Below are 16338 nucleotides of genomic sequence, written 5' to 3' on the forward strand. Positions count from 1 at the left end.
GAGTGATCGAAATGAAACAATCTCAGGAAAAAATGAAAAATGTTGTCACTCTGCTTTCTTCACTTGGTGTTAATATCTCAAAAACAAAATCACGACTTGAAGTTATGCGTACGTTACCACATGTAGCACCCGCAAAATTAAAATAATATACATATGAGATGACATTCGAATTTAGAGTGTCTTTTTTTGTTGTTTAAATTAAAAACTCTTTATCCATCCAATATTGGTTGATAAAGAGTTTTATTATGTGGATATTGATTATCTCACTTGCTTATACTTTTTAATTTGTTCGGCATCAGAGTGATAAAAGATAGATAATGCAACACCTACCCCACACATCAATGCCCAAAGCGCACTACCACCATAGCTAATGAATGGTAATGGGATACCTGTAATTGGCACAACCTGAATCGTCATGCCGATATTTTGAAATACATGGAAGATAATCATACTGATTAATCCAACTAAAAATATAGATGCGAATTGATTTGTGGATACTTGTGCCATACGAATTAAATGTGTAAATAATGCCAGGAATAATACGAGTACGATTACAGTACCAATAAACCCAAATTCTTCACCGATAACTGAAAAGATGAAATCGGTATGATTCTCAGGAATGTAAACTTCTCCGCCTTTAAATCCTTTACCGAATAATCCACCAGATCCGATAGCTTTTAATGACTCCATCAAGTGGAATCCTTCACCGTCACTATACTGTGCCGGATTTAGCCATGAGTTGATTCGGCCAAGCTGATACGTCTTAATGCCGAGTACTTTATCGATAAGTTCAGGTTTATAGATGATTGCAAGTATAAGCGTGGCACCAATTGCTGTAAGCCCAATTAAAAATGGTGCAAGGATACGCCAGGTTACTCCTGAGACCACAGTAATTCCTAAAATAATCGCCAGTAACACAAGTGTTGTACCTAAGTCATTTTGTAACAAGATTAATATCATTGGAATAATCGCAGTTAAGCCAATCTTCATCAGTAAAATGATATCTGTCTGAAAAGATTTGTAATATGTGAAACGATTGTGATCGTATACAACCTTACTTAATGTCAGGATTAAGATAATCTTCATAAATTCAGAAGGTTGTAAGCTGAGTCGTCCAAAGAATACATACCAGCTTTTTGCACCGTTAATCGTTGGTGTCAAAGAAGATTCAGGTAGTATCAGTAAGCCGAGCAGGGCCAGATTACCTAAAAAATAAAGTACGAAAACCCATTTATTAATCAGTTTCGGTTTAATAAGCATAATACTGAATGCGAGAATAAATCCGAGAATATAATAGAATACTTGACGTTCAGCAAAGTTCGTACCATATTGCTGACCATCCATTGCAGATGTGATTACAGTTAAACTAACAGTAAAAAAACATAATATAAGAATAATGAGCCACCAATCGATTTTTTCAATCCATGGGCGCTTAATTTTGGTGCGTGTTGTATTACTTGATTGAGCCATGGCCAAACTCCTACTCTAAATAAATTATAGTCATTATTATACATAAATAAGCTGAAACATTATAGGAATAAATGTTTCTTTTATGAATGATTTACGCCTTTCGATAAAAAACATGCATATCATCATATATCGTGATAGTATTATTATATTAATATTCTGGAGGAATTAACATGTCTAAACAAAATATATGTATCGTCTATGGCGGTAAAAGTGCTGAGCATGAGGTTTCTATCTTAACGGCACAATCAGTAATCAACGCTATGGACAAAGCAACATATGCGATAGATACAATTTATATAACAAACGAAGGTGAATGGATTAAAGGTCCACAAATCACTGAACGTATTGAAGATAGCGAAACTTTAAGATTATCATCATCAAATGATGACTCTATTATGCATCTATTAACAGCATCTACTGAAGGTAAATCTTATGATGCCATTTTCCCATTACTTCACGGACCTAATGGTGAAGACGGCACAATACAAGGATTATTCGAAGTATTAGATTTACCGTATGTGGGTAATGGAGTATTAGCTGCTGCAAGTTCTATGGATAAATTAGTGATGAAGCAACTATTTGCAAATCGCGGGTTACCACAATTACCATATGTAAGTTTTTTACGTAGTGAATATGAGACTTATAAGCATAATATTTTAGAGCTTGTTAATAATAAATTAGAGTATCCGGTATTTGTTAAACCTGCGAACTTAGGATCATCTGTCGGCATTTCAAAATGTACGAATCGTGAAGAGTTAATTCAAGGCATTGAAGAAGCGCTACAGTTTGATCGTAAACTTGTAGTAGAACAAGGTGTCGTTGCGCGTGAAATTGAAGTTGCGGTATTAGGGAATGATAATCCTAAAACGACATTACCTGGAGAAGTTGTCAAAGATGTAGATTTTTATGATTATAAATCAAAGTATAAAGACGGGAAAGTTCAGTTAGAAATTCCAGCTGATATTCCTTCAGAAATTCAGGAAACAATGCGTAATATGGCTGTTGAAGCTTTTAAAGCAACAGATTGTTCAGGTTTAGTTCGTGCAGACTTCTTCTTAACTGAAGACAATACGATTTACATCAATGAAACAAATGCGATGCCTGGTTTCACACAATTTAGTATGTATCCATTACTTTGGCAGAACATGGGTATGAGTTATAGTGAACTTATTACTGAACTGATTAATTTAGCAAAAGAACGTCATGCAGAAAAGAAAAAAATTAAATACAAAATGGACTGATTAAGATGATAAAAAGAAAATTACAATGGATTGCAGAACAAACGAATGGCACGTTAAAAGGGAATCATGATGTGATGATCGATGGTGTATCGATTGATTCAAGACATATTAATGAGGATGTATTGTTTATCCCTTTTAAAGGTGAACATGTTGATGGCCATCAATATGTGGCACAAGCAATTGAAAGTGGTGCTGCAGCTGCTTTATGGCAAAGCGATGCGCCAAATATGCCTGAAGGTTTGCCGCTAGTTGTGGTCGATGATACTTTAAGCGCATTACAGGCAATCGGTAAAGCTTATTTAGAAGAAGTAAATCCGAAAGTTATTGCGATTACAGGCAGTAACGGTAAGACCTCTACAAAAGATATGGTAGAAGTTGTTTTAGCACCGAATTTTAAAGTTAAGAAGACGCAGGGGAACTACAATAATGAAATCGGTCTACCGATTACGTTATGTCAATTAGATGAAGACACAGAAATTTCTATATTAGAGATGGGTATGTCAGGCTTTGGTGAGATTGCATTTTTATCAAATCTCGTACAACCTGATATTGCTGCAATTACTAATATCGGTGAAAGTCATATGCGTGACTTAGGGTCACGCGCTGGTATTGCACAAGCTAAGTTTGAAATTACTGAAGGATTAAAGGGGCCATTATTTTATGATGGCGATGAACCATTATTAAATGAGTTAGTAGATAAGACTAATGGTGACTTTAAAAGTATCGGCTTTAATCAGGATAATGATTTTTACATTCATGACTTACAAGCATCTGAAAGAAGTATTGCTTTTAAAGTGGGAGCAGCGCAATTTAGTATTCCGACACTTGGGGCACATAATGCACGTAACGCTACGATTGCAATCGCAATTGGTCGATTACTTGGATTAAGTGACGCAGTAATAAATAATAATTTAGGACATCTGCATTTAACAAATATGCGCATGGAACAAATTATTGGCCAGAATAAATCCCGTTTAATCAATGACGCGTATAATGCAAGTCCGACGAGCATGCGTGCTTCTATTGATACGTTATCAATCATGGATGTTCCGACGAAGATTATCGTGTTTAGTGATGTGTTAGAACTCGGTCCTGATTCAAAAATGTATCATGAAGCAGTAGGTGGTTATTTCGAAAATAAATCAATTGATCATTTATTTACTGTCGGCACTGAGGCGAAATACATCCATGATAAAGCACAAGATTTCACGAATGCTATGCATTTTGAAACGAAAGAAGCACTTGAAGAAGCACTTATACCATATTTAAATCCAGAAACGGTTATACTATTTAAAGCAAGCCGCGGCATGGCGCTTGAAACGATTATTAATCATCTCATTTAAATGATTGTGGGATAAATAACGTAATAAATAAAATAAATAAAAAATATTTCCGGTTCATATAAAATGAATGACTGTATAGCTTACAGTCATTTTTTTGATACTTTTAAACTTGTATTTACAATTGTATTGATTGTAAAAATATACGATAGGTGCTAAGATAGAGAAGTTGAATAGGTAAGAGAGTGGAAAATTACTCTGTGCCATGAGGACAAGTCGAATGCGCACACTATAGAGGCGTAATTTATGAAAGATAAAAGGAGAAATAATATTGCAAAAATTTAGAGACCTAGGTATCAGCGAACCTACCATAAATGCGCTGGAGAAAATGGGATTTACAGAACCTACACCGATTCAAACGGATAGTATCCCTCATACGATGGCAGGCCGTGACGTATTAGGCCAAGCGCAAACTGGTACTGGTAAAACTGGTGCTTTTGGAATTCCTTTAATTGAAAAGGTTAGAGGCCAAGAGGGGATCAAAAGTTTAATTCTTGCTCCTACACGTGAATTAGCTGTCCAGGTTGCTGAACAATTAAAAGCATTTAGTCGTGGACAAGGGATTCAAGTAGCGACAGTATTCGGTGGAATGCCGATTGACCGTCAAATTAGAGAATTAAAAAAGAAACCCCAAATCGTAGTTGGGACACCTGGTCGTGTAATCGATCATTTAAACCGTCGTACGTTAAAAACTGAAGACATCAATACGTTAATCTTAGATGAAGCGGATGAAATGATGAATATGGGATTCATCGATGATATGCGTTTTATCATGGATAAATTACCGAAAGAACAACGTCAAACAATGTTATTCTCAGCAACAATGCCGAGAGCCATTCAAGAGTTAGTTCAAAAGTTCATGAAAGATCCTATCATTGTTAAGACAATGACAAACGTTGATTCAAACCCTGATATCGACGAGCATTACACAATCGTTAAAGAATTAGAGAAGTTTGATACATTCACGAATTTCTTAGATGTTCATCAACCTGAACTTGCAATCGTATTCGGACGTACGAAACGTCGCGTAGATGAGTTAACAAGTGCGTTAATCTCTAAAGGATACCGTGCAGAAGGTTTACATGGTGACATCACTCAAGCGAAACGTTTAGAAGTACTTAAGAAATTTAAAAATGACCAAATTGACATCCTTGTTGCAACAGACGTTGCTGCACGTGGATTAGATATTTCTGGCGTATCACACGTTTATAACTTTGATATTCCTCAAGATGTTGAAAGTTATACACACCGTATCGGTCGTACTGGCCGTGCCGGTAAACATGGTATGGCGATTTCATTCGTTAACCCAGTTGAAATGGATTACATCCGTCAAATTGAAAAGTCTAAAAACCGTACAATGACGGCTTTACGTCCACCAACACCTGGTGAAGTAATGAAAGCCCGTGAATTAGATGTTAAGACGAAAGTTAAAGGATGGGTTGAAAAAGATACTGAAGCACGTATCGAGTCAATCGCTCAGGAATTAATTAACGAACATGGTGATGTGAAATTAGTAGCATCATTATTACAAGAATTAATTAAATCTAATAACGATGTGGATGTACAATTAACATTCGAAAAACCACTTGGCCGTAAAGGCGGAAGCGGTAAATCTTATGGCCGTGGCCGCGGTGGAAACAGCGGACGTCCAGGCGGATCTCGCAGTCGTTCTAAAGATGGTGGTAAAGATAACCGTCGTAAATCATTTGATCGTTCTGGTAAAGCAGGTGCTTCAAAAGGCGGAAAAAAACCTTTTAAAGCAAGAACATTTGCAGACCATAAAAAATAAATAGTTATTTTAGACACCTTGAATTAATCGAAGAGATTAGTTTGAGGTGTTTTTTGTTTTTTTTGGGATGAGTGAGTAAGTGTCTTCAAAATGAATTTGCCGCCACTTCCGTGTAGAAAACCAGAAGTGAGTGAAAGTAAGTGTCTTCAAATCGAATTTGCCGCCACTTCCGTGTAGAAAACCAGAAGTGAGTGAGAGTAAGTGTCTTCAAAATGAATYTGCCGCCACTTCCGTGTAGAAAACCAGAAGTGAGCGTGAGTAAGTGTCTTCAAAATGAATTTGCCGCCACTTCCGCACAAAAAAACAGAGACAAACTTCACATATAATACTCACCTTATGAAAATCTTATGTTCTTTGTTATAATTTACATAAATGGAGGCGATTGAATTGTATTTTGAACCGTTACCACATGCACAACCTGCAAATACTCCTAAATACAGACGTATTAAATGGAGCATCTATACGTTACTCACTTTAGCCATCTGTACGGGATTATATTTTGGTATCAATTGGTTGTATGAATGGCGTTATACATACTTGATATTCTTATTGATGCTGATACCCATCTATATTCTTTCACTCGGTATTTTTTTAAGTTATAAATACACACGTTATCAGCTCAATCAGGCTACACTTGAAATGAATAGTGGTGCTTTTTTCATGAGTAGAAAGATTGTACCACTAGACTTGATGCAGTCAGTAAAGATTGAACAAGGATTTATCATGAAAAAATTTAATCTTGCAGTTGTTACTGTCTATACACGTGGAGATATGGTTGTTCTACCTTATATGGAAACAAAAGAAGCTGAAGCGTTAGCGGAACGTATTATTGCAAGAATTAAGGAGATTCATCATGGACGCAACTAAAAAATCACTTCATTATTCTACGTATCTATCTAATCTGCTTAAATCTTTAAAAAGTAATATCTTTCCGATAGGTTTTGGGTTGTTCTTAATCATCAAAGATGGTTTCTCTAAAGAGGCACTACTTGATAATGGCTTTGCTATCTTGATCTTATTATTTACTTTATTGAGTGCAATATTTAGCATGATTGAAGCAAAGATAACAAAATACTGGATTGAAGATGATAAATTAATGCTTCAAAAGGGTATTATCAGTCGTACAATAAAAGAAATATATATCGGTAAAATTCAGACGATGGATACTTCTGCAGGGATTGCGAATCAATTGCTTGGTGGTGTCATCATGCATATTAAAACAGCGGGTGACGGGATTGAATTGAATAGTATCGGAAAGAATGATGCTCAAGCTTTAAGTGATTATATTAATCAGCGAAAATTTCAATTGCAACAGGGTGCCGTTGTACAAGATAGTCTAATAGAAAATCATGAAGAAGAGGATATAATTAAATACGACGAAAAGTCTTATGAAACGATTTATCAGTTATCTTTTATGGATTTAATTTTGATGAGTTCAACAAGTGCGTCGATGTTTACGGTCATTGCGGTTGTGAGTGCGATTTATTCTCAGGTGAATGATATTTTTAATTTGGATAGATATTTGGATAAATTGGAAAGTATCGTTGGAGAAAGTTATATGATGGTAGGTATTATCATTCTAGTGGCACTGTTATTTAGCTATATTATCGGGGTATTTATTACTGCGCTGAAATATCATCAGTATACTGTGAAGTTTGACGGTGAGTTAATCAACATTAAATATGGTTTATTCGAACGAAAAAATAAATACATCGCTGTAAAAAATATTCAGAAAGTCACAGAAAAACAAAGTTATCTTAGAAAGTTATTGAATAAAACATCATTTGTCGTTACTACAACGAGTGAAATGAAAGGTTCAGAAGACAGCATTTTAGGTGATGAAGAAGTATTACCATTTATTAATCGTGATGAGGCATATCAATTGATTCAAAGACTCGTTCCGAAGTATCAATTTGATGAAGTAAACAAAGTTATTCCAAAGCGCAGTATCCGCAGATACTTCCAGGTTTCCTGGGTAATATTATTAATTGTTGGTGGTATCGTTCAGTATTACTGGTTTGAATATACATGGTTGATTGTTATTCTGCTGATGGTGTTAACCCTTATCACAGCAATCATCAAATATAAAAATTCAGGCTATATTATTTTAGATGATCAGATTAATGTGCGTAATGGTGGTGTATTTGTAATGCAAACTTCTTTTATTAAAGAAGAGAACATTATCGGGTTAGACGTATCATCCACACCATTTATGAATCGTGCAGATTTGAGAAGTGTCGGTTTAGGCATTTCATCAGGAAGTAACAGCATACAATGTCGTTTAGATTATATCGAACAAGTTGATGCTGCAAACATCTATGATTGGTTCTTGTTAAAGGAGCGACGTCAATATGAATAAGATGCATAGAGATAGCTTAAAACTAATGAAGATTGGTGCGTGTTTAACAGCGAGTGTCTTTTTAATCGTCTTAGCAGTATTATGGTTTATTCAGTTTAAAGATTTTATTCCAGTTCATCCATATGTATTTATCGGAATAGCATTAATCGGATTGATAATCTTTGTTCTGGATTTCTTTGTATTTCCTAAACTGACTTATGAAACATCACTGTTTCAATTAGGTGAAGAAGAAATCACAACGTTAAACGGTATCTGGAATAAAGAAAAAATAATTGTGCCTTATGTAACGATTCAAAATGTTGAAATGGAACAAGGCCCTATCATGAAGCGTTTTAATATTAAGTCATTAAAGGTTATTACAGCTGAAAATGATATGGAAATACCTTATGTCCATGAACATGAAGCCGAAACATTAAAAGCATATATCCATCAAAAAATGAATAACATCGATGTAAGGAGCAGTCATGATTAAAGGTATTGGAACAGATATTATTGAATTAGAGCGCATTCGTAAATCACTTGAAAATAAAAAGATGATTGACCGTATTTTGCATCCGAAAGAAATCGAACTGTATGATCGTTTTGAAAGTGAAAAACGTAAGGTTGCATTTTTTGCGGGCAGGTTCTGTGTTAAGGAAGCCTATAGTAAAGCATTAGGCACAGGCATTGGGCAACTTAGATTTAATCAAATCTGTTGTTTAAATGATGATAATGGAAAGCCTTATATTGTAGGTAGTGATGCACATGTGAGCATCGCACATTCGGAAACTGTAGCAACAGCTTATGTAGTGATAGAGGAATAATGGATTATTCCAAAAAGTATGATAAAATTTGAGTATTAAATGATGGGGTGAGAGAGATGAGTGACAGGATATATAGACCGAGTTTCGTCAATGTTGATCTTGATGCGATCAATGAAAACTTTAAAGCTGTAGGTAGATTACATCCTAATAAGACAGTTATCGCAGTAGTTAAAGCAAATGGATATGGGCTAGGGTCAGTACAAATTGCGACACACCTTTATAATCAAGGTGCTGAATTTTTTGCGGTTGCAACGCTTGATGAAGCAATCGAATTAAGAATGCACGGTATTAAAGCTAAAATTTTAGTGTTAGGTATTATTGAACCAAAAGATATACATAAAGCAAGTCAACATAGATTAGCGTTAACTGTGCCAGGATTATCCTGGTTAGAAGAAGCACTTCGGTTACTGGACGAAGACGACAAACCATTCTGGGTTCATTTAAAGGTGGATACTGGAATGGGTCGCATTGGCATGCGTGATAAGCAGGAATATCAACAAGTTGTTGATCTTGTTCAAGCGCACGATAAAACAATCTTTGAAGGTGTATATACGCATTTTAGTTGTGCGGACGAAGATAATGACAGTGCGTCAGTTGCATACAATAAATTTATAGATATCGTTCATTCAAACGAACTGCCATCATATATTCATTGTCAAAATAGTGCAGCCGCTTTACGTTTTGATGCTTCAGCATGTACAGCTTTACGCTTAGGTATTAGCTTATATGGGTACTATCCTTCTGAGTATATTCAGAGTATTTCTAAACTTAAATTAAAGCCGGCGATGCAGCTTGTTTCAACAGTGAATTTCGTTAAAGATATACAGCCTGGTGATACTGTTAGTTATGGTGCGACGTATACTGCTGAACATGAAGAAACGGTTGCGACATTCCCATTAGGTTATGCGGATGGCTTAAATCGAAAGTTGCAAGGTTATAAAATTAATCTTGCAGGAACTGATGCTGAAATTATCGGGCGTATATGTATGGATCAGTTTATCGCACGTGTACCTAAAGGAACACCTGTTGGCACACAAGCGATTATTATCGATCATCATACGGATAGCAAGCAATCTATTGAACAGGTGGCAGCGCAACTCGGGACGATTAGTTATGAAGTATTGACAAGTTTAAGTAGAAGATTACCGAAATTTTATAATACTGACGGTTCGGTCGAAAAATATAATGAATTATTAAAATAAAAATGGTACGGCCACAAATTTTTTGATAAAATTATGTTAATCGTGTAACTGGAGGAGAAAAGATGAGTAAACTACAAGAACAACAGTTGATTGAAGGTTATCAATCAATGGCTGAAATTAACCTGTTAATTGCTTCAGAACATTATCTCCTTGAATGTGAAGTGTATGATAATGTGGATCATATGTCAGTACAAACTGATGGTGAATAAATGAAACGCGGCGATGTTTATTTAGCTGATTTGTCACCTGTTAAAGGTTCAGAGCAAGGCGGTAAACGACCTGTAGTAATCATTCAAAATGATATAGGAAATAAATATAGTCCGACGGTTATAGTTGCAGCAATTACTGCAAAAATCAATAAATCAAAAATCCCAACCCACGTAGAGATTGGTAAGACCAATCATCATCTAGATAAAGATTCTGTGATATTATTAGAACAAATAAGAACAATTGATAAAAATCGACTTATTGAAAAATTGACTTACCTGCCAAAAGAGAAGATGGAGGAAGTTGATGCAGCACTAGCAATTAGTCTTAATTTATCTATTGATGACTCGGAGACTTTAGGCTAACATAAGTTATCTTAAAGTCTCTTTTAAGGTTTATAGGGAGGAAAGTTGGATGCGTCAAATTGACAAGATTGTTGAACGATATACTCAAATTCTTAAACAATATATCGAGCATAAAGAAGAAACAGCATTAGAAGATGTTCAGACATTGAGCTTTGAAGCGATCGAACTTGATATCTCGCCTGAAGAAATCGTGATACTTCATAAAGATATCGTCGTTGAATCCGGTTATAACGCGATTGAACAGCATTATGCGATGGACGTACTAACAGAGATGATTATCGGGTTTGGATTTTCATATCGAGATTATAAAGCGCTCGTTAGAGTGATGGAAGCGCATGATAAAGAAATGGATTTAGCGGCGAGCTTACAAACGACGATGTTAAAAACGCAAATTCCACATCTTAATAATGTTCAGATTGGTGCTATTAGTGTGCCTGCACATCGCGTAAATGGGGATTATTTTAACTTAATCGATCATAAAGATGGTACGATGAGCTTTGCTGTTGCTGATGTCATCGGGAAAGGAATTCCGGCAGCACTTGCGATGAGTATGATCAAGTTCGGTATGGACTCATATGGACACAGTCAGTTGCCAAGTGATGGATTAAAGCGATTAAATCGCGTAGTCGAAAAGAATGTAAACCAAAACATGTTCGTTACAATGTTCTACGGTTTATATGAAGAAATTAACAATAAATTCTATTATGCATCTGCTGGACATGAGCCGGGGTACGTTTATCGTAAAAAAAGTGATTCTTTTGAAGAACTGGATGCACGTGGTTTAGTACTTGGTGTACATCCATCAACGCGATATGATCAGGAAGAGCTGGAGCTGGAGATTGGTGATATGGTCATTGTCTATACGGATGGTGTATCTGAAATACGTCATCTGAATGGTGATTTTATCACGACTAAAGAACTCTTAGGTTTCATTTATCAATACAAAGATTTACATCCGCAAGATATCGTTCAAGTCGTCTATGAACAACTGATTGCGATAGGTGATCCTAAAAAAAGAGATGATTTAACGATATTAATTATAAAAAGAACAAAATAATATGTTTATATCCTCAAGTTGGGGGTATTCATATTTATACTATAATATTTTAAGTATTTATAAATTTTATGATTTTAAGGAGATTATTCATGAACTTAACTATCGATACGATTGAACAAGAAGGTTTTTATCAGATTAACGTCGCAGGAGAGTTAGATGTTGCAACTGTGCCACAATTACAAGAAGTATTAGTCCCTATCAGAAGTGCAGGAACACATGATATTCATTTACATATTGATGAAGTTACATATATGGATAGTACTGGCTTAGGCTTATTTGTCGGTACATTAAAAGAACTCAATAAAAACAATAAAGAGTTATATGTATTAGGTGTAAATAGTCGTATAGAGCGATTATTTGATATTACAGGATTAAAAGATCTTATGCATGTTAACCAGCCGGTGGAGGGAGAATAATATGGAAAAAACATATGATTATGTCGAAATGAGATTTCCTGCAGCCGCTGAGTACGTGGGCTTAGTACGATTAACATTATCAGGTATCTTAAATAGAGCTGGTGCTTCATACGATGATATCGAAGACACTAAGATTGCTGTCAGTGAAGCAGTTACCAATGCAGTGAAACATGCCTACAAAGGTGATGTTAAAGGTGATGTATTAGTTGGATATGTCATTTTTGAAGACAAAGTAGAAGTAATCGTTTCTGATTCTGGTACAAGCTTTGATTATGAACGTGCTAAATCAGAATTAGGACCTTATCAGGAAAATGAAAATATCGATTTTATTCGTGAAGGTGGATTAGGGTTATTCTTAATCGAATCATTAATGGATGAAGTAAACGTTAAGAAAGATAGCGGTGTTACAATTAGTATGACAAAGTATATTGCGGGGGAGTAGGTGTAACTTCATGACCAGTTCTAATTATAATGATGTTACTCCAGAAGAGATAAATGCTTGGATAAAGCTTTATCAAGATACTAAAGATGAAATGGCTCAAAACGAACTTGTTATGCATTATAAGAAGTTAGTTGAATCATTAGCATATCGCTATTCAAAAGGTCAAAGTCATCATGAAGACTTAGTACAGGTTGGTATGGTTGGCTTACTTGGTGCCATTAACCGATTTGATGTAAGTTTTGACCGTAAATTTGAAGCGTTTTTAGTGCCGACAGTCATTGGAGAAATCAAACGATATTTAAGAGATAAAACGTGGAGTGTGCACGTACCGAGACGTATCAAAGAAATCGGGCCAAAGATAAAGAAAGCGACAGATGAGTTAACAAATGAACTCGGCCGTTCTCCTAAAATTAAAGAAATTGCTGATTATATTGAAGCATCTGAAGAAGAAGTACTGGAAGCGATGGAGATGGGTCAAAGTTATAATGCACTGAGTGTCGATCATTCTATCGAAGCTGATAAAGATGGCTCAACAGTGACATTACTTGATGTAATGGGTGATACTGAAGAAGGTTATGAATTAACTGAAAAGCGTATGATTTTAGAAAAAGTATTGCCGATTTTGTCTGATCGTGAAAAAGAAATTATTCAATGCACATTTATAGAAGGTTTAAGCCAAAAAGAAACAGGCGAGAAAATCGGATTAAGTCAAATGCATGTTTCAAGGTTACAACGTACAGCGATTAAAAAGTTACGCGATGCTGTTCAAAAAAGTTAAATTATAACTGCTGAAAACAAGCGACTGTTTTCAGCAGTTTTTCTATTGTGGTAAAATATACGTATCTTAAGGAGGCAGCTATGCAAAAACATATTATTGATTTAATTATTGAAAAATTACCATTTAAAAAAGAACAGATTGAATCTGTATTGAACCTTTTAGAAGAAAAGAATACAGTGCCATTTATCGCACGTTACCGTAAAGAAGTAACAGGTGGATTAGATGAAGTTGAAATTAAAGATATTGAAACTGAATATCGCTATATGGAAACACTACAGAAAAGAAAAGATGATGTTATCCGAACAATTGAAGCACAAGGTTTGCTTACAGATGAATTACGTCAGGAAATCATGGAGCAGGTGAAGCTTCAACGTGTAGAAGACTTATATCGTCCGTTTAAACAAAAGAAGAAGACACGTGCTACAGAAGCGAAGCGTAAAGGTCTTGAGCCTTTGGCACAGATGATCCTTTCTTTTGAAGGGAAAGATATTGTAAGTGAGGCACGAAACTTTATAAATGAAGAGGTTGAAGATGTTGAAGCTGCAATCAATGGTGCGATTGATATTATTGCTGAAATTATTTCAGATGAGCCGAAGTATCGAGAATACATATTAAAGTTTGTAGAGACAAATGGTCTGATTGTAACTACTAAGAAGAAAAAAGCCGAAGATGAAAAAGCAGTATTTGAAATGTATTATGACTACTCAGAAAAAGTGAATAAGATTGTACCGCATCGTACACTCGCGATTAACCGTGGTGAAAAAGAAGGTGTACTAAAAGTAGGTGTAAATGTCGACGATACACGTATAAAAACATATATCCGCAAACAGATGGTAAAAAAAGAAGTCGATTCAAATCAATATATTGAGCTGGCAATTGAAGAAGCATTAAAGCGTTTAATATTACCATCTATTGAACGTGAAATTCGTAATGAACTAACTGAAAAAGCTGAAACACAGGCAATTGATATTTTCTCTGTTAACTTGGAGAATCTTTTATTACAAGCACCACTTAAAGGTAAAGTCATTCTTGGTCTAGATCCAGCTTACAGAACGGGATGTAAATTAGCAGTAATCAATGCGTTTGGTACATTTGTTGAAAAAGCAGTTATCTATCCACATCCGCCAGTAAGTAAAGTAGCAGAATCAAAGAAGAAGCTGCTTGAGTTAATTTCAAAGAACAATGTTGAATTAATCGCGATAGGTAACGGTACTGCAAGTCGTGAATCAGAACAATTTGTTGCAGCCCTTATTAAAGAAAATAATTTAGATGTAAAATATATTATCGTGAATGAAGCGGGAGCATCAGTTTATTCTGCCAGTGATCTAGCACGTAAAGAGTTTCCTGATTTTCAGGTAGAAGAGAGAAGTGCGGTTTCAATCGGTCGCCGTGTACAGGATCCGTTATCAGAACTTGTGAAAATTGATCCAAAATCTATCGGTGTAGGCCAATACCAGCATGACGTTAACCAAAAAGCGTTAAATGAAGCTTTATCATTTGTTGTAGAAACTGCAGTGAATAAAGTTGGAGTCAATGTAAATACAGCATCAGCTCCGTTATTACAGTATGTTTCAGGATTATCTTCTACAGTCGCTGAGAATATCATTAAACATCGTGAAGAGAATGGACCTATTAAACATAATAAAGAAATTGCTAAGATTCCGAGGCTCGGTAAAAAGACGTTTGAACAAAGTATCGGATTTATGCGAATACCTGACGGTAGTGAACCGTTAGATAATACAGGTATACACCCTGAAAGTTATGATGCGACATATGCGTTAATCGAATCGATTGGTATGACAATTGATGATTTAGGTACCGATGCATTAAAAGAAAAACTGAATCAACTGAATCTGGAACAAACATCAGATAAACTTTCTATCGGTGTACCGACTTTAGAAGATATCATTGCAGCACTTATTGCACCTGGAAGAGATCCACGTGAAGATTTTGAAACACCGTTACTTAAGTCGGATGTTCTATCAATAGAAGATTTACGTAAAGGGATGAAATTATCAGGTACTGTACGTAACGTAGTAGACTTTGGTGCATTTGTAGATATTGGCGTGAAACAGGATGGTTTAGTGCACATTTCAAAATTATCAAATAAATTTGTTAAGCATCCTACAGATGTAGTGTCAGTCGGAGATATTGTCGATGTGTGGATTGAAGATATCTTTGAAGATAAAGGTAAAGTTGCATTAACAATGAAGGATCCAAATGCAAAATAGTGATTTACAGCAGCTAGTTGAACGTATCTCCATTGAATATTTTGATAAACCTTTTGAGCATCTTGCGACATTTAACAATCGCTTACGCACTACTGGTGGCAGATATTTATTGAACAGTCATAATATAGAGATTAATCCGAAGCAATATATTACTTTCGGTGAGAATGCGGTTGTTGATATTATTAAACATGAGCTCGTGCATTATCACTTACATCTAGCAGGGAAAGGATATAAACATCGCGATAAAGACTTTAAAAATCTATCTGAAAAAGTTGGAGCGCCTAGATTTTGTGAGATGATTCCTTCTGTCAAAGGTTATAAATACACATATGCATGTAAAAAATGCGGACAGACTTACTTAAGAAAACGTAAAGTGAATACAGGGAAGTATAAATGTTCGAAGTGTTTGGGAGAAATCTCAATAACAAAAGTATGGTAAAGCGCAGCGTACCCATGGGTGCGCTGTTTTCATTTGTGTATTTTAGTGTCATTTATAATGCTTTTTTAAAGGGTTGATAGGAAAGTTTACAATTCGTGAAGTTTTTTTATAAAAACTGTTGACTTTATTTCTGAATCATTATAAGATTAATTTCGTTGTTGAAAACACGGCCCCTTGGTCAAGCGGTTAAGACACCGCC

18 protein-coding genes are annotated in these 16338 nt (G+C 35.4%); 17 read left to right on the top strand and 1 reads right to left on the bottom strand.

Annotated features, from left to right (window positions below; genetic code table 11):
* The first annotated feature begins 11 nt into the window (after positions 1 to 11).
* Positions 12 to 146 carry an Lmo0850 family protein gene (locus tag JJJ02_RS11650; protein WP_165958643.1) on the top strand — a complete coding sequence of 45 codons (135 nt, stop codon included), beginning with the start codon at positions 12 to 14 and terminating at the stop codon, positions 144 to 146.
* 112 nt (positions 147 to 258) lie between these two features.
* On the opposite strand, the gene JJJ02_RS11655 is transcribed toward JJJ02_RS11650, so the two are convergent.
* Entirely contained in the window at positions 259 to 1470 is a 1212-nt protein-coding gene (locus JJJ02_RS11655) for an FtsW/RodA/SpoVE family cell cycle protein (protein ID WP_240839150.1), read from the bottom strand.
* 170 nt (positions 1471 to 1640) lie between these two features.
* On the opposite strand from JJJ02_RS11655, the gene JJJ02_RS11660 reads away from it, so the two are divergent.
* From JJJ02_RS11660 to JJJ02_RS11735, 16 genes are all read left to right on the top strand, one after another.
* Positions 1641 to 2711: a D-alanine--D-alanine ligase gene (locus JJJ02_RS11660; RefSeq protein WP_111716722.1), complete on the top strand. Its 1071-nt coding sequence runs from the start codon at positions 1641 to 1643 to the stop codon at positions 2709 to 2711.
* Positions 2712 to 2716: 5 nt separating this feature from the next.
* Positions 2717 to 4054, top strand: coding sequence for a UDP-N-acetylmuramoyl-tripeptide--D-alanyl-D-alanine ligase (locus JJJ02_RS11665; protein WP_240839152.1), 1338 nt, complete (start codon positions 2717 to 2719; stop codon positions 4052 to 4054).
* A gap of 268 nt (positions 4055 to 4322) precedes the next feature.
* Complete coding sequence (gene cshA, locus JJJ02_RS11670) at positions 4323 to 5840, top strand: degradosome RNA helicase CshA (RefSeq protein WP_111716727.1); 1518 nt, start codon at positions 4323 to 4325, stop codon at positions 5838 to 5840.
* 387 nt (positions 5841 to 6227) lie between these two features.
* Positions 6228 to 6707 (top strand): PH domain-containing protein, encoded by a 480-nt coding sequence (locus tag JJJ02_RS11675; RefSeq protein WP_170122537.1) that lies wholly within the window; start codon positions 6228 to 6230, stop codon positions 6705 to 6707.
* Positions 6694 to 8199 carry a PH domain-containing protein gene (locus JJJ02_RS11680; protein WP_240839154.1) on the top strand — a complete coding sequence of 502 codons (1506 nt, stop codon included), beginning with the start codon at positions 6694 to 6696 and terminating at the stop codon, positions 8197 to 8199. The genes JJJ02_RS11675 and JJJ02_RS11680 overlap by 14 nt, the downstream gene beginning before the upstream one ends.
* The gene (locus JJJ02_RS11685) at positions 8192 to 8671 is read left to right on the top strand and encodes a PH domain-containing protein (RefSeq protein WP_111716733.1); all 480 of its coding nucleotides are present in this window, start codon (positions 8192 to 8194) and stop codon (positions 8669 to 8671) included. The genes JJJ02_RS11680 and JJJ02_RS11685 overlap by 8 nt, the downstream gene beginning before the upstream one ends.
* Positions 8664 to 9002 (top strand): holo-ACP synthase, encoded by a 339-nt coding sequence (gene acpS / locus JJJ02_RS11690; RefSeq protein WP_111716735.1) that lies wholly within the window; start codon positions 8664 to 8666, stop codon positions 9000 to 9002. The genes JJJ02_RS11685 and acpS overlap by 8 nt, the downstream gene beginning before the upstream one ends.
* Before the next feature lie 56 nt (positions 9003 to 9058).
* Positions 9059 to 10204: an alanine racemase gene (gene alr / locus JJJ02_RS11695; RefSeq protein ID WP_239243286.1), complete on the top strand. Its 1146-nt coding sequence runs from the start codon at positions 9059 to 9061 to the stop codon at positions 10202 to 10204.
* Positions 10205 to 10266: 62 nt separating this feature from the next.
* Positions 10267 to 10413: a hypothetical protein gene (locus JJJ02_RS11700; protein ID WP_170122538.1), complete on the top strand. Its 147-nt coding sequence runs from the start codon at positions 10267 to 10269 to the stop codon at positions 10411 to 10413.
* Positions 10414 to 10776 carry a type II toxin-antitoxin system PemK/MazF family toxin gene (locus JJJ02_RS11705; protein ID WP_096078043.1) on the top strand — a complete coding sequence of 121 codons (363 nt, stop codon included), beginning with the start codon at positions 10414 to 10416 and terminating at the stop codon, positions 10774 to 10776.
* A gap of 58 nt (positions 10777 to 10834) precedes the next feature.
* Positions 10835 to 11833, top strand: coding sequence for a SpoIIE family protein phosphatase (locus JJJ02_RS11710; protein WP_372486733.1), 999 nt, complete (start codon positions 10835 to 10837; stop codon positions 11831 to 11833).
* 89 nt (positions 11834 to 11922) lie between these two features.
* On the top strand, positions 11923 to 12249 hold the full coding sequence (locus JJJ02_RS11715; RefSeq protein ID WP_111716740.1) for an anti-sigma factor antagonist: 327 nt from the start codon (positions 11923 to 11925) through the stop codon (positions 12247 to 12249).
* Position 12250: 1 nt separating this feature from the next.
* The gene (gene rsbW / locus JJJ02_RS11720) at positions 12251 to 12691 is read left to right on the top strand and encodes an anti-sigma B factor RsbW (RefSeq protein ID WP_111716742.1); all 441 of its coding nucleotides are present in this window, start codon (positions 12251 to 12253) and stop codon (positions 12689 to 12691) included.
* A 10-nt stretch (positions 12692 to 12701) separates the two neighbouring features.
* A complete protein-coding gene (sigB, locus tag JJJ02_RS11725; protein WP_099581373.1) occupies positions 12702 to 13469 on the top strand; it encodes an RNA polymerase sigma factor SigB in 768 nt (255 codons plus the stop codon).
* A gap of 80 nt (positions 13470 to 13549) precedes the next feature.
* The gene (locus tag JJJ02_RS11730) at positions 13550 to 15700 is read left to right on the top strand and encodes a Tex family protein (RefSeq protein WP_111716744.1); all 2151 of its coding nucleotides are present in this window, start codon (positions 13550 to 13552) and stop codon (positions 15698 to 15700) included.
* Positions 15690 to 16139 (top strand): SprT family protein, encoded by a 450-nt coding sequence (locus JJJ02_RS11735; protein ID WP_111716746.1) that lies wholly within the window; start codon positions 15690 to 15692, stop codon positions 16137 to 16139. The genes JJJ02_RS11730 and JJJ02_RS11735 overlap by 11 nt, the downstream gene beginning before the upstream one ends.
* Positions 16140 to 16338 lie beyond the last annotated feature (199 nt).

Origin of the sequence: Macrococcus sp. PK (genome assembly GCF_022501545.1) — a bacterium.
Classification (GTDB): domain Bacteria; phylum Bacillota; class Bacilli; order Staphylococcales; family Staphylococcaceae; genus Macrococcoides; species Macrococcoides epidermidis.